Annotated in this window: 16 protein-coding genes; 8 read left to right on the top strand and 8 right to left on the bottom strand. The window is 44.2% G+C overall.

The genetic code is table 11. The features are described from left to right. The 3 genes from AM305_RS02690 to AM305_RS02680 form a co-directional block, all read right to left on the bottom strand. The coding region (locus AM305_RS02690; RefSeq protein ID WP_005822947.1) for a type II toxin-antitoxin system PemK/MazF family toxin at positions 1-309 on the bottom strand (309 nt) is incomplete at its 3' end. After that, positions 309-578, bottom strand: a complete 270-nt coding sequence (locus AM305_RS02685; RefSeq protein WP_005822946.1) for an AbrB/MazE/SpoVT family DNA-binding domain-containing protein — start codon at positions 576-578, stop codon at positions 309-311. The genes AM305_RS02690 and AM305_RS02685, both read right to left, overlap by 1 nt. Positions 579-645: 67 nt before the next feature. Beyond that, complete coding sequence (locus tag AM305_RS02680; protein WP_005822945.1) at positions 646-6,825, bottom strand: TipJ family phage tail tip protein; 6,180 nt, start codon at positions 6,823-6,825, stop codon at positions 646-648. Positions 6,826-6,937: 112 nt separating this feature from the next. On the opposite strand from AM305_RS02680, the gene AM305_RS02675 reads away from it, so the two are divergent. After that, a complete protein-coding gene (locus AM305_RS02675; protein ID WP_005822944.1) occupies positions 6,938-7,123 on the top strand; it encodes a type II toxin-antitoxin system HicA family toxin in 186 nt (61 codons plus the stop codon). Positions 7,124-7,152: 29 nt separating this feature from the next. Then, entirely contained in the window at positions 7,153-7,590 is a 438-nt protein-coding gene (locus AM305_RS02670; RefSeq protein ID WP_005822943.1) for a type II toxin-antitoxin system HicB family antitoxin, read from the top strand. A gap of 48 nt (positions 7,591-7,638) precedes the next feature. Here AM305_RS02670 and AM305_RS02665 read toward each other — a convergent pair whose 3' ends face one another. From AM305_RS02665 to AM305_RS02655, 5 genes are all read right to left on the bottom strand, one after another. Next, complete coding sequence (locus AM305_RS02665; RefSeq protein WP_005822942.1) at positions 7,639-8,286, bottom strand: tail assembly protein; 648 nt, start codon at positions 8,284-8,286, stop codon at positions 7,639-7,641. 1 nt (position 8,287) lies between these two features. Beyond that, positions 8,288-8,410, bottom strand: coding sequence for a hypothetical protein (locus AM305_RS12860; RefSeq protein ID WP_005822941.1), 123 nt, complete (start codon positions 8,408-8,410; stop codon positions 8,288-8,290). Between the two features lie 25 nt (positions 8,411-8,435). Next, positions 8,436-8,558: a hypothetical protein gene (locus AM305_RS12855; RefSeq protein ID WP_272941016.1), complete on the bottom strand. Its 123-nt coding sequence runs from the start codon at positions 8,556-8,558 to the stop codon at positions 8,436-8,438. Positions 8,559-8,661: 103 nt separating this feature from the next. Beyond that, positions 8,662-9,336 (bottom strand): C40 family peptidase, encoded by a 675-nt coding sequence (locus AM305_RS02660; protein ID WP_005822939.1) that lies wholly within the window; start codon positions 9,334-9,336, stop codon positions 8,662-8,664. A gap of 267 nt (positions 9,337-9,603) precedes the next feature. Next, positions 9,604-10,323: an XRE family transcriptional regulator gene (locus AM305_RS02655; protein WP_005822938.1), complete on the bottom strand. Its 720-nt coding sequence runs from the start codon at positions 10,321-10,323 to the stop codon at positions 9,604-9,606. Between the two features lie 195 nt (positions 10,324-10,518). Between AM305_RS02655 and AM305_RS02650 the strand changes: the two genes are divergently transcribed. From AM305_RS02650 to AM305_RS02625, 6 genes are all read left to right on the top strand, one after another. Beyond that, a complete protein-coding gene (locus AM305_RS02650; RefSeq protein WP_005822937.1) occupies positions 10,519-10,788 on the top strand; it encodes a helix-turn-helix domain-containing protein in 270 nt (89 codons plus the stop codon). 9 nt (positions 10,789-10,797) lie between these two features. After that, on the top strand, positions 10,798-12,759 hold the full coding sequence (locus AM305_RS02645) for a Mu transposase C-terminal domain-containing protein (protein ID WP_005822936.1): 1,962 nt from the start codon (positions 10,798-10,800) through the stop codon (positions 12,757-12,759). A 10-nt stretch (positions 12,760-12,769) separates the two neighbouring features. After that, positions 12,770-12,919, top strand: coding sequence for a hypothetical protein (locus AM305_RS12405; RefSeq protein WP_160162326.1), 150 nt, complete (start codon positions 12,770-12,772; stop codon positions 12,917-12,919). Positions 12,920-13,088: 169 nt separating this feature from the next. Then, on the top strand, positions 13,089-13,970 hold the full coding sequence (locus tag AM305_RS02635) for an AAA family ATPase (RefSeq protein ID WP_005822934.1): 882 nt from the start codon (positions 13,089-13,091) through the stop codon (positions 13,968-13,970). Between the two features lie 8 nt (positions 13,971-13,978). Beyond that, positions 13,979-14,299, top strand: a complete 321-nt coding sequence (locus AM305_RS02630; protein ID WP_005822933.1) for a hypothetical protein — start codon at positions 13,979-13,981, stop codon at positions 14,297-14,299. Then, positions 14,269-14,493: a hypothetical protein gene (locus AM305_RS02625; RefSeq protein ID WP_237698367.1), complete on the top strand. Its 225-nt coding sequence runs from the start codon at positions 14,269-14,271 to the stop codon at positions 14,491-14,493. Before AM305_RS02630 ends, AM305_RS02625 begins: the two co-directional genes overlap by 31 nt. Positions 14,494-14,502: the final 9 nt, after the last annotated feature.

Genomic DNA, 14,502 nt, shown 5'->3' with positions numbered 1-14,502 from the left:
AAAGTAATCTTCCGCTTTTGTGGCAAATTTCGCTTGCCGTTCTTTTAAATCTAAGGCTCGGACTTGATGGCATAAGATCACACCTGTTACTTTACCGGATTGTGTGCTATTGCCGTCAAGCACTACCGTTACATTTTGTGAACGTGCAGCATTTCCACCTGAAGAAATAGGGCAACAAATTGCTGTACCTAATGCTTTGTTAAGCAACTCATCAGAAATCACAATAAAGTAATGCGGATTGCGTAGCTCGTGCCCTTTAGTTGGGTCGGGGTCAACATACCAAATTTCGCCTTTTTTAGGAATGCGCATTACCACACCTCTTTGCCAACCGCTTCAGATTGTGTGAATTCGCTCACATTGGCGTTTAAGGTTGCAATTTCTTGGCTGTCAATACCTGCTAATAATTCGGCTACGGTTTTTCGTCCGCGCGCTTGGCGTTTAGCCGGTGTAATCACAACACTTTCGCCTTGCGTTTCCAAATTAACTTTGTTGCCAATTTGCCACCCCATCTGCTGAAGTATTGCGATAGGCACGGTTAAAACGGCAGCACCGCCTTGTTGTCTTAATGTCGATTGCATAACTCCCCCTTTTGTGTTACTTTGTGTAACATTATAAGCGGATTAAGGGCAAATGCAATAGACATTGTTAAGAAATCGAAATCGTCTTAGCTGTTGAAATGGCATAGCTTAGCACCATGAATTTAGGTGTTAATTTTCTATTATTCCCAAACGTTCCACTTACTTTAATCGTTTTGCTCGTATTTTTAGGTAAAATGAAAGCATCTACATTAACACCAATAAAAGTAATATACCTATCAGTAGCTGCTGCAGTAATAGTGACTGTTGCAGAGTAGATTGTGTAGTATTCACGTATAGGAGATGACGAGTTTTCACCATATTCTTGCCCTACATACTCGCTGTGCGAACTCTCGTATTTCAACGTTCCGGAAACTTGCTCAATAACACCGCCACCAATCAATTGAGTCACTTCAAGCTCACCAGAGAATTTGCCTGTCGCACCTTCAAATCTTGTGCCTTTAATTACACCGCCTGAGATTGTTGAGCCACTTACAGTTGTTCCCGATATAGTTCCGCCTGAGATATTATTCCCGTTGATATTTGTCCCCGTGATCGTTGTACCAGAGATACTACCTCCGTTAATCGCATTACCTGTTATCGTCCCTCCGCTAATTTTAGGAGATGAGAGAGAGACGCTTGCCTTTACGGTATCCGCTGTTACCGTACCGGCACGCAGAACTTTGCCATCAATCGACCCTGCCACCATATGACCTGTGGTTACTTGACCAGCCCCGATTTTATCGGCGGTAATGGTGTTAGTTACAATACTGCCACCGTGTATCGCTGTTACGCCTGAGTTTTGCCAAGGGCTAGGTTCTTTGGTGTACTCAGTACATTCTTCGAGCATTGGGCGAGCAACATAGACATCAGGGTTAGCACCTGTCGTTGTACCACTACATCTAAAACGTAGAGATACACAACCACTAGCAGGGCACTGGAATTTAACCGCATATCTGCTCATTCCTTTAATCGTTTTCTGTGCTGAGCCATTGACAATAGGCGTTGCACTACTTGCTACACTTTTCACAAAAGCTGATCCGTCAGCACTATATTCTTCAACCAAGATGGTTCCTGTTTGGAAACGATAAGGGTTAGCGTAAACACTAAACATATACCATTGACCTGCATTTAAGAATACAGTTCTGTGAAGTGGATCAAGCCATCCAATATTTGTTGCAGTTGCAACTGTTACGGTTGTTTTAATTCGCACCTCATTGTCTAAAGCGTCATTAGGATACCAATCCGCCACACCGTTCTTTTCAGTAAATGTATTATTTACAACTAAACTTGAATTACTTCTAGTACCAACATGCCAACCATGCGCATTATTAGATAAAATAGCATTTTGTAGGAGATTTCCCCCTAACCCAATAGCCAATTTGTCAGCACTAATTTGCCCTGCTTGTAAATGGTTGGCGTTAATCGCTCCTGCCTGAATTGTACCGGCTTGTACAGCGTTCGCCGCCATCATTCGAGCAGATATCGTGCCGTCCGCAATCAAATCGCCATTAACCGCTACTTTGTTATTAACCACGCCAAACATCGGCTTAACGTTGCCATCTTGTGCGTTTTTGACCACGTTAAACTTATCAGCCATCACAATGACGGAGCTTTCGCTTCCGGTTGCGCCCATTGAGATGCCGGCAATAGCTTTCTTACCGCCACTAATTGCAACGGCTTGGATAGTGTGCAGTGCTTGCACCTTACCATCAAGCGTTGCGACAGTGCGGCTTGTGCTGGTTAAACTTGCCTCCGCACTTCCCAATCTTGCCGTATGCGCTGTGATTTGGTCAGTTTGCGCTTTGTCTACATTCGCTTGGGTTTGCTTGTAACTCGTTAGATCGGCTGATACTGCATTAACAGAGTTTTCAATATCCTCAGGGGCTGGCGTCCAGTCTGTGGCTACGTTGCCTTTTTCAAGTTTTACGCTGTGAAACGCCAACCAATCTGTATTCTCATAAGTTCCATTTACACCAATAAGAAGATAAGCTCGCTCACTTGTCCATTCCGCAGTAAAGGTTATCTTAGGTCTGTTTAATAGACTAGCTATAACTGGTATTGTCGCTAACCGTTGATTATCCCCGTCAGCACGCATTAAAAATACATAGTTGAGCCCTGTTTTTCGTATGCCAGCTGTCCCCTGCACATTAAGACTAAGGGTGTACTCTTGACCCTGCCTGATATTACTGACCTGAGTCGCTTGTGCTTGCACAATGCCAGCTACACCTGTACCGCCTAACATACTTAGCCTTAGCAATCGTCTGCCTTGATAAGAGCCACTTTTAATTACTGCCATATCAGGATTGTAATTGTCATACTTAATGTAAGAGCTATCTATCAGTAAGTTTCTTGCTCCGATCGAAAGTGAATCCACTGCAGATTTTGCATCTGCCTTCCAAACTGCCTGCAACGAACTTTGTACAAGGCTCGCAACCTCACTTTTATTCGCTTTGGTTGATTGGATCGTAGCGATATTACTTTCCGCACTGCTCATTTTGCTGTTAAGCGTATTGAGCTGGGTTGCGGTTGATTGATTTAACGTAGTGATTGCCGTGGTATTTCGGGTAATATTGCTTTCTGCTCCAGCCATTCGGGTTGTTAAGCCGGTAATCTGTTGCGATTGAGCTAAATCCGCACTTGCTTGGGTTTGTTTGTAGGTGGTTAAATCAGCTGATACCGCATTAACCGAGCTTTCAATATCCTCAGGGGCTGGTGTCCAGTCTGTGGCTACGTTGCCTTTTTCGAGTTTTAAGCTATGAAACTCAACAAACCGCCCTGAACTAGTATGACGGAAACCAACCAAGAAATAACCTTGTTGCGTGGTGAATGGGGATTTGAACGTAAGTTTGTAATAATTGAACTCTGTTTCAGAAGTAATATTAATTTTTGCTAAATTGACATTATTACCATCTTGACGCATTAGATAGATATAGTCTAATGCCACATTACCTCTAGCAAATAATGAGAGTGTATAAGTTTCTCCTTGTTGGAAATAAGATGTGAAATTGGAACTAAATGAACAAATGCCAACAGGATTTCTATCACTTGTTGAGATTACTTTGATAGTTCGCCGATTTGCATTTTTTGCAAAATCAATCTGTGGCTTACCCCATTTATTATATAAATTGAACTCGCTGTCTCTTAACAAATTCCGCCCACCAACGCTAATCCCATCAATCTTCGCATTGAGATTTTGGCTTAACTCCGACACGCTACGGTTTGCAGTCGCAACACTTGTTTGTAAGGTTGTAATACTGCTTTCAGCACTTCCCACTCTCGAGGTTAAAGCTGTTATCTTGTCCGCATTGGCTTTGTCGCCGTCTGCTCGGGCTTTTTGCTCTGCGGTTATACCGGATAAAGCGTTATCCGCTTTTGCGGTTAGCGTGGTAATTTGTTGAGCTTGTTGGGCATCAACATTTTGCAACTGATTGATTGCCGTACCTCGTGCGTTTGCTTCGTCCTGAATTTTCTTCGTGAGATTAGCGCTTTCGGCTTTGATTGCATTATTGCGGTTAGCAATCTCAGCATTGATCGCATTTTGACGGTTAGTGATTTCTTGAGTAAGGCTGTTTTTCACTTTACCTGCTTCCAGTGCGGCACTGCTTGCCGTGCTGTCGGCTCGGTTTAGTTGCTCAATCAGTGTTTGGTCTAATTGACTGCTTTCAAGTTGTCCCTCTAAATCGACCGCTTGCACTTTTGCGGTGTATTTGTTGCCGTCCCAAACATACAATTTGCCGTCTGCTTCGTTGTAAATTTGATGATGACCAAGGTTTTCCGTTGGAGTTTCGAGCCGTTCAACGGTTTTGATCATCTCCAATTTACGTGCCGGCATTGCGACATCGAAGACTTCTTCAATGATGTTCTTACCAAGCTTCTCATTGAGCAGCGCCAACTCTTCATCAATATCTGCACCGGTTTCCGCTTTTAAGCCTTGCTCTTGATAAAATGGTCCGTTGTTTTGTCCACGGGTATGTCTTACCCAGTAATAACGCACTTGTCTTGCCCCGACTTCGTGGCTGTACATCATACCGTTTACTTTGGCAATGCGTGTCGCGGTGCGAATATCGTTGGTTTCGCTTGCCCAAATTTCGGTAAAGGTCGCCTCATTGACCATTCCCCACGAGATAACCACCGCCGTTAAACCGCCGGAAACCTCAACATTAGTCGGAATAGGCGGTCGGTCAATGATAAAGGTTTGGCTTTTTTCGCTAACAATTTGACCGCTTGCATTTTTGGCAATGATCACAACCGTATAATTGCCGTCCGGTAAATCCTCTAAGGCAAATTCGGTGCTGGATACCGCTTTATGATAGGCGTAGAGTTTGCCCTCTTTGAGGATTTTAATGTCATACGTGAGCGTACCAACGCCCGAAGTAGTGGACCAAGTAATTTTCATTCCACCGTTGATGGTACCTGTTACATCGGCACTTTCGAGGGTCGGTGTTTTGAGTAGGCTGGTATTAACCGGCTCAAAACTTGCCCCGTTGTCCACAATCGCCTCTTTTTGCGGTTCGTGCTGCAGTGCCACAATGGTGTAAGTGCCTTCATCGCTGTTTTCGGTGATGGTCATACAACGATAGAGGCGTGAGGTAATTTTTGACGTAGTAAGCGACCAAACGCCATTGACCGTTAAGCCGGTCGGTACGCTGTCCAAAGTTACGACACGACCTGTCGCTGAGCTGATTTTAATGTTGCTGTGTTTGGCATTTGCATTGATAAAACTGAGGTAACTGTTACCGCTCACTTCAATTTCACGATCGAGCGTTACGCTTCGTCCGTTAATTGCCACCACACGACCGCCAATATTCGCACCGGCATAATGATTGTCCGTTACACGGATAATATCGCCAGGAATATTCATCAAGCCTTCACTGCCTACGGTAAAGGTAACCGTCTCCGTTTCTAAGCGTTCGGTTTCCAACAACCATTTACCCGTGCGAAAGGCTTGCCCACGAGAAGTACAACCGTAAGCGGTCACTTTTTTGAGATTTAAACCAAATTTGCGAATGGCTTCATCATCGGAGACGTATTCAATGGTGTTTGTATAGGCATTGCTAGCGTCCTTGTATTCCACTTGAATAGCATTATGACGTGCTTTCATTGCGGAATACTGGCGTGAGAATTCGCCACCGACAACGTTAGCATTGGTGTACGTCCAAACAGGGTCGGACGGTCTATCCATAATGAAGGTAAGTTCAGTGCCGTTCCACACGGGGATCGCACGGAAAATCGAACACAAATCTGACAACACATCATAAGCGGAACGTTGTTCTGTAATCCATAAGTTACAAGTAAAACGAGGCTCTACACCGCCAAAGCCGTTTGGAATTTGCTGGTCGCAGTACTGCGAGATTTGATACAACGCCCATTTGTCCACGCTGAATTCGCCCAAACGGTCGCCCAAGCCGTAGCGTTTATTGGTCACAATATCCATCAACACCCAAGCGGGGTTATTGGTATAGGCAATTTTGAACGAGCCGTCCCATAAGCCGGAATAAGTGCGCGCAACAGGGTCGTAATTGCTTGGCACGCGCACTTTAATACCGTAAATCTCATAAGTTCGGGTCGGAATACCGCTAAAATACTCCGAGTCGAACTTCACACCGGCATAAGCGGTATTCGGATAAGCAAATTGGCTGTCGATAATCTCGGTATAGCTTGCCCATACCGTTTTATTGGCTAAGCGGTTCGATTTGCTGTCGGCGGTAATACGCTCAACTTTAATCGTAAACGGCACGGCAGGCAAACCGCTAATCTCGATCGCACGAGAGTATGGATTGCTATGCTTGCCATTAAAGGTAAACGGGATTTCGCGCGTACCTACGGTAATTTTTAAATCAACCGTTGTCGGGTTAGTATCGCCCTGATCGTTTTGCTCAAACAGTGCCTGAACGCTCAATTTCATTCGGATACGATTGACCGAAGCATCGGTTACGGTACGGGTAATCGGGGTGGTTTTCTTCACTTCCACGCCTACCGCCACTTCTTTTTCCACCGCATTAAATTCAGGGATAACATCTTGGTCTTGCGTGCCAAGTCGCCCTTCCATTTCCACGTTTGAGAAATTGTAGCTACCGTCTGCCGCTTGAACCGGTGTGTTATCTAAGAATACCGATTTCAACCCATCGACCAAACCGCCAATTTCGCCCTCTGATAAAATCTCAACAATTTTTACTCGCTCTTTACTGCGACCGCTTTCCGGTGCTTCATATGGCGTATGACCGCCACCGCCGCTACTTCCGCCCATAGCATTTCTCCAATAAAAAACGACCATTGCTGGTCGGTTTGTTAAATAAAAAAACTTGATTGTGTGTATTTGTGTGTATATAATTATTCTTGATTAAGACAAAGGAGGATGCATGCACTCAAGCGACTTAATCAAGGAACTAAAAGAATCGGGTTGTTTCTTTGTTAGGCACGGAAAAGGCGATCACCAAATATGGCAATCGCCGATTACAGGAAAACGATTTCCTGTACCACACCCAAAACAAGATTTACCTATTGGCACTTTGCGTTCCATCAAAAAATCGGCAGGGCTTTTATAGCTCTGCCGAGCTTAGCAAAGGAGAGAACTATGTTATTTACCGTTGGTGTAGAAACCCCACAGAATGAGAATGAAGCATTTGGACTTTGTGTACCGGCACTCTTTACCGATGAATATAGTTGCTTTAGTGCAGCTGATACGATTGATGACATTATCCCTAATGTAAAAGACGCCATTCACACAATGTTAGAAATGATGGTAGAAGACGAATTTGATATTAGTACTCTTCAAGATAAGGGATTTGTCCACTACAAACAACAAGAGGATTTTTCCCACTGTGATAGCTGGTTGCTTGTTGATATAGATATTTCTGCATTCTTGGGCAAAAAACAACGGGTAAACATTGTGTTACCACAATATCTATTAGACAGAATTGACAATCGTGTCTCACATAGTAATTTTTATCGAGATAGAAGCCATTTTTTAGCCGTTGCTTCTCAACGTGAATTAATTTCTCAACAGATTTAATCAATAGGCATAAAAACCCCGAACATTCACAGTGTTCGGGGTTTTGTTTTATTTCTGTACTTTCTTACCGTTTCGATAAATCCATTTCGCTGATTGTTGAGAAGCCTCTGCCGTTTCCGCATCGAACACTTCAACCCCTTGCGAAATAATCATTGAGCCGACTAAAATTCGCCCGTAGGCAAGGGGGACTGATTGCCCTTGTGCTGCCATATTCTGTAAGCTGTTAAAGGAAGTTGAGGATTTTTTCTCTGCTTCTTTGCCTGCACCACCCATAGAGGGCATTTTTGTGAGCATTTGAGCAACACCGCCTAACATCATTGAGGCGCCCATACCGCCTAGCATTAGAGCGGCGCTTTTCCCAATCACTCCGCCAACAGGTCCAAGCAATATTGCTGCACCGACTAATGCCACGCCTAACACCGCCTGAAACACTCCAGCACGCTTAGCCCCTTTGACGACGGGCGTGATATGTACGGTCATTCCTTCTTTAAGTCGGTAGTACAAGCCTTTCTCTAAATAGCGGCTATCAATGCACTGCGAGCCAATCCGCACTTTGTAAAAGCCATTTTGCAAGGCTTGGCGTAGCCCTTTGAGTTGGGTCATTAAGGCACGTAAAACCTCCGCCGTGTCTTGGCAATCTAGCTCAAACTTCTCGCCAAACTGTTTAAGGGCGCCGTAAAATCTCACTTTGATCATATTAACCGCCGAATAATGCTAGGAAAAAATTTCCGCTTTCCGGCAAGGTAAAACAGAAAACGGTAAAACAAATAACCAGTAAAATGGCTAAAAAACGGCAGAATGAAAGTTTTTGTGTTCCCATAATTACCTCTTTTATTAGTGTTAAGCTAACCACGAATGGCATTGATTAAATCAGGCAACACCCACGCCATTCCAAAAATAAAACTTAAAATAACAACCACGTAAGCAAAACGGCGAGCGGTCGCATCTTTTGAAATTACTTCTAGCATTTTTGCTATCTCTATATTAAAATTCATTGTGTTTTATGTCCTCTTAGTGTGGTTAAGTGGATATGAAAAACCCCGAGTGCTGCAAACGCTCGGGGTTTTGTTTTTATAATGTCTTCATTGGAAGGCGGAAATCTAATTTTTCTGCCTCCATATACCGCCAGATAGAATGGGTATGTTTAAGCCAATAGCCGTCATACAAATCCCGTTTTGAGAGGCGTTGTGGGCTGTGGTGTAATACCGTTTGATCGCCCAAATAAATGGCGGCGTGATTGGCTACATCTGCGCCGACTTGCATTAAAATTACATCGCCGATTTGCAATGTTTCTTCCGAATTTAACCGCTTGAAGCCGTTTGCCTCCATATTGGCTAAATAGAGGTCTTGCCCGTTTTTCCACCAGTCGTCCTTTCGCGCAAATTGAGGTAAGTCTGCACCGGCGAGGAAGTAGAAATCTCTAAACAGCGTGTAGCAATCCGTTTCGCCGTGGACAAATTCACGCCCGACAAGCGGTTGAATTTTGGGGAATAAATGCAATTTGCCATCACACACTAAAATCCAATCGCTATCGCTTTGGCTCATCATTTGCCGATCGGCAAGCGATAAGGTCGGTTCGCCATTAGGGTGTGAATGGACAATCGCTTCAATCCAACCGAGCTTTTCCGCTTCGATTTGTGCTTCAGGGGCAATCTCAAAATAATTTTTAGGATCGCCCGCCACATTTTGGCAAGGGTAGAAAAAAGGCTTGCCGTCCATATAATCACGCAATAAAAAACCGCACATTTCGTGCGGTGCTTGAGATTTGGCGTAGGACAGGATTTCTTGTTCAATTCTGTGGGGTACTGATCTTTTTTGCATAGATAGAAATAAAAAATTTTGGCGTGAAAAAATGCGGAGGGCTTAGGAATATCAAGGCTGTCCGCATTTTTGTTTGGTTGGGCTATGCAAAAAACAAAATGAGCAGGAATAGTAAAAAAATGGGCAAAATTGTACTATTTTTTGCATAGGTATAATCGGTTTTTAAATAGTTTTTAAAATGATTTTAAAAATTTAAACTAAGCTATGCCCAATATGAACCACTTGCCCGATGATTTGCAGGTTTTGGGCTTCATCTGCAGATATTCTGATTGGGCGGTATTCTTCTTTGTTGTCGCTAATTAGCTCTACACCGTCCCATTCTATTTTTACACGTTTAACCCATACGCTGTCGCCATTTTGAACTAAATATACTTTGTTATTTTTAACTTCTTTCTTACTGAAATCAACTAACAGCTGGTCGCCGTTATGAATGGTGGGTAGCATTGATGAGCCATTCGCCCAAAATACGCCACAGTGCTTCGGTTTAACGCCTAGATTGCGTAGAAGGTTGCTGTCGTAAGGTACTTGCCCGTCTGGTTCGGTTACGCCCACGTTAAAGCTTCCAAAGCCCGCTGACACTTCAATGCTTTCAAAGCTTGATAGCATTTCAACTTCGTCCTGTTCTGTGCGTTCTTTTTCTAATGCTTCAAACGCTCGTGCCACAATGCCTTTTGCTTCTTGTGGTTGGCTTTGTTCGCCTGTTAGCAGGTAGTTAGGTGCTACCCCTAAAAATTCTGCTATCTTAATGATCATTGAAGCCTGAGGCTCTCGTTCATTCATTTCCCAGTTTTGTAGCGCAGATAGTGATACATCAAGCCTATCTGCCATTTCATTTCGACTTAAACCGAGCTTTTCTCTTTGCTCTCTAATTCGGTTTCCAATCATTGATTTGTTTTTAAACTTCTCAGTCATAACTTTAAAAAATCCTAATTTCTTTTTTAATGTTTTTAAAGTTCCAAAAAGAACAATTAAAACAATAATTTAGATTAAAAGCCTCAAAAGAAACGATTAAAATGCAATCAATTAACTTTAAAAAGAACTTTTTAAGCTTGATTTAGTTTCTTTTGAGGTTTATTATCTCTCGTGTTAAACAAATGGAGTTATCTAATGAGTACATTAACAGAGCCAAAAAAAACAGCACAAGACTGGCATAGAGCCGACATTATTGCTGCGTTACATAAGGCTGGTTGGTCGTTACGCCAGCTTTCATTACAACACGGTTATAGCCAAGCCAGTACATTAAAGAATGCCCTTGATAGACCGTGGCGAAAAGGCGAACAAATCATTGCAGATGCAATCGGTGTACCGCCTGAAGAAATTTGGGCGGGGCGATTTGCTCAGCGTAGCCTTAAAAAATTCGCTGAGAGAACGCTCTAAGGAGCTTTTATGAGTGAAAACAACTTAAAAACGCACTACTCAGCCAAAGAATTATTACTTTTAAGTTTAACCTGTTTACCGAATTCGGTGCAAGGAATTATTTATCAAGCTAAAAAACAACTTTGGGAAACTCGTAAAAGAGTTGGTCAAGGTGGCGGGAATGAATACGAGCTTAGTTCAATGCCCGAAGAAGTCCAAACCGAAATCCGCTCACGTTTTGCGGTGGCGGTGGTAGGGAGTAAACCTAAAGCACCGGCGGTACGAGCTGAGGTTGATTTAGCCAACCTAACCAACAAACAACGGGCGGTGGCAGATGCCAGAATGGCAATTATCGCCAAGGTGTTATCGCTAGAAGATAGCGGAATGAGCCGTATTAAAGCGGTGGAATTTTTCTGTGATCTTGCAAAATCCGGCAAATTACCGGAAGAAATGGCAGATTTAGTGGCAGTGGCGAATGCGAAAAAGAATGCCAAACGTACCCTTGGGGTGCGGACGTTAAATCAATGGGTAATTGATTACTGCAAGGCTGACAATGCCGAGCAACGGTTAAAAGCGACCGCACCGCAAGTGAGACAACCGGTTGATATTGCCGAGCTAAATTGGTTGCCGGCATTTTTAGCGGTGTATCGCAACACTAACGGCATCAACATTGCCGAAGCCTATCACGAATTTGAATGGCGGTGGCAATCAACCTACGCAGACCAGCCGTTATGGTTGGATATGATGCCGAGTATCTCGCAAGTACGCCGAGCGATGGCTAAATTTAGCAAGCTATTTAAAGCGATTGGTCGCAAAACAGGTGCAGAGCTTCGGGCGATGAATACTTATGTGAAGCGTGATTGGTCGGTGTTAAAAGCCAATGACGTGTGGGTGGGAGACGGTCACTCAATGAAGATGAAGGTTGCCCACCCTGACCACGGCAGACCGTTTATTCCGGAGCTTACGATGGTTATGGACGCTGCGTGCCGATTTGTTGTGGGTTGGTCGGTTAGTTTAGCGGAAAACTGTATTGCGGTCGCTGATGCCATCCGCTATGGCGTGGAACGGTACGGTATCCCTGCGGTGTACTACTCTGATAACGGGGGCGGGGAGAAAAACTGGACGTTAGATGCCGATATTACGGGGATTTTGCCAAGATTGGGCATTAACCACCAGACCGGTATTCCCGGTAACCCACAGGGGCGAGGCATTATTGAGCGGGTAAACCAAACTATCGCCTTACGCATTGCCCGACAGTTTGAAACCTATCACGGACGAGGTGCAGACCGTGAGACAGTTCGCCAAGTTTCGACCGGTGTGGTGAGTTTAGAAAAAGCCTTGCGCCAAGGCAAGACGGCATTGACCGATAAGCAGAAACGAGCAAAAGGCAAATTGCCAAGCTGGCAGCAGTTTGTTGATGCGGTTGAAGCAACGATTGATTGGTACAACAACGAACACGTCCACCGTGAAATCGGTACAACGCCGGCAAAAAAACGCCAACAGTTATTACAAGATGTGGAAGTCTTGCATATTACCCCGATTGAAGCTCGGGATATGTTCCGCCCTCAAGTTATTCGTGTGGCGCAACGTGGTTGGTTATCGCTCTTTAACAATGACTACTTTAACCAGAAGTTAATTGAGGTTGATGGCGAGAAGGTTACCGTCAGCTTTGATATCCACAATGCGGAAAGCGTGATTGTACGCCATTTAGACGGCAGATTTATTTGTGAGGCTCAATTTGACGGCAATAAACGTGCGGCATTCCCTGAAGCATTTATGGAAAAATCTCGCCGAGAACGTGCAAACCGCCGAATGAAGCTCAAACAAGAGCAAGTGGACGAAATCCAAGCGGAATTAAATCCAGTCAGAACCATTGAACATATACCGGAGTTTAGTTTTATACCAACCACGAAAGCTAAACAAGCCAAACCAATATTCCTCACTCAAGCCGATAAGGATGAGTGGGAAAAGAAACAAAGAGCCTACGGGTAAGGAGCAATAAATGAAACCTAATCAGACATCTTCAAACGGTCAAGTAACTCAGTCAAGTTGGATTGAGCGAATTCGACAACAACGTCAGGCTCGCCGTCGGGAGTTGTTATCAAAGCAAGTTGAGATTCTAGCAAAGCAACAAGCTCAGTCTGAGAAATAACTTGTTTGCTTAATAGTAAATGAAACAAATCTCCCAGCAGATCATTAGCAGCGAGGTTTGCATATTCAAGAGCTTTAACTCTTTGTTCAAGCGTTTTTAACGTGATGTTAGGCATAACAATTCCCCTACTTTAAACCAATTTTAAAACCACATTATAACGAGGTTAAAAATGAAAAACCAAGAACTTAGAACCTTAATGGATAGCAAAGGCTATCAGCAAAAACAGGTGGCACAGCTTTTAGGTGTGTCGGTGGCAACGGTGAGCCTGTATCTCAAAGGCGAATATAACGGCAACGTAAGCGATATTGACCGCAAGGTGGACGAGCTGATTGAGCGTGATAAGGCAAAAGTGGTAGAAGCGAAATATAACGCCGCTTTTGTACCAACTTTAGCGGCAAGACGTGGAATGGAAGTCATGGCATTTGCTCACGTTGAGGGCGAAATTAATGTGATTTACGGCTCGGCAGGTTTAGGCAAAACGCAGATGTTAAAAGAGTACGCACGCAGAAACAGCTCGGCGGTGTTAATTGAGGTTGATCCGAGTTGTACGCCTAAAGTGTTGCTCCGCAAGATTGCCGAAACGGTGGGGGCAAATGCACGAGGGGTGAATAACGAATTGCTCGACAGCATTGTGAGCAAGCTCAAAGGCTCAGAGCGTTTACTGATGATTGATGAGGCTGAATTGCTCTCCACTCGCTCGCTCGAATTTATCCGCCGTATCCACGATTTAACTGGTGTGGGCGTTGTGTTAGCCGGAATGCCACGCTTGCTGATTAACTTAAAAGGCAAGAATAACGAGCTGGCACAGCTTTATAGCCGAGTGGGATTTGCGTGCGATTTGGGTAATGCGTTGAGTGAGGAAGATTTAGGACTGTTAGCAGAAAGTGCATTAGGTACGAATGAATTTAATGCCCCATTGATTAAAGCCTGCCACGGTAATGCTCGCCGATTAAGCAAGTTAATGCGTGGCGTGGTGCGGTCTAGCGAGATTAACCAAACGCCAATCAGCAAAGAGTTAGTTGAGCAATATAGCAAGATGTTGATTAGTTAGGGGCAAATATGAAAAAGGTATTTAGCGAAACCGCAAACGAGTTAATGAACCCATTAAACGCTTATATTCACGACAGCCTTGTGAAGTTGGAGATTGCCACGCTTGAGTGCGAGGCGTTGGATTTGGAAATTGAGCGTGTGGAATTTGAGGCGGCAAGCCCACCTCGCCTTGTGTTGCGAGATAACCGCAAAACGCAGGATTTTGTGAAAAACGGCTTAGCGAGCCTGTTTGGAATGAAAACTAAAGGCGGCAGACGGTATGACAGTTATCAAATGCAAGTGCGAGGCGTGAAGTGTGTGTGGGAGTCCGAACGTGTTGCGAAGGTGTAGGAATGAAGAAACGGCGAATGATTTATGCCCTGTATGTTGGCGAGGAGAATGTGGCTGACGGTACGGCGGAAGAATTAGCAAAACGGTTGGGAGTGGAGGCAAAGACGATCAGATTTATGTCGTCTCCCGCTCACAATAAACGAGTGAAATATAACGGTAAAGCAGTCCGCACCGTGAAAGTTGGACTGGAATAGAGAGGAAAA

The sequence above is a fragment of the Actinobacillus minor NM305 genome (assembly GCF_000175195.1).
Taxonomy (GTDB): domain Bacteria; phylum Pseudomonadota; class Gammaproteobacteria; order Enterobacterales; family Pasteurellaceae; genus Haemophilus_A; species Haemophilus_A minor.
This window is presented reverse-complemented; position numbering and strand designations above follow the sequence as displayed.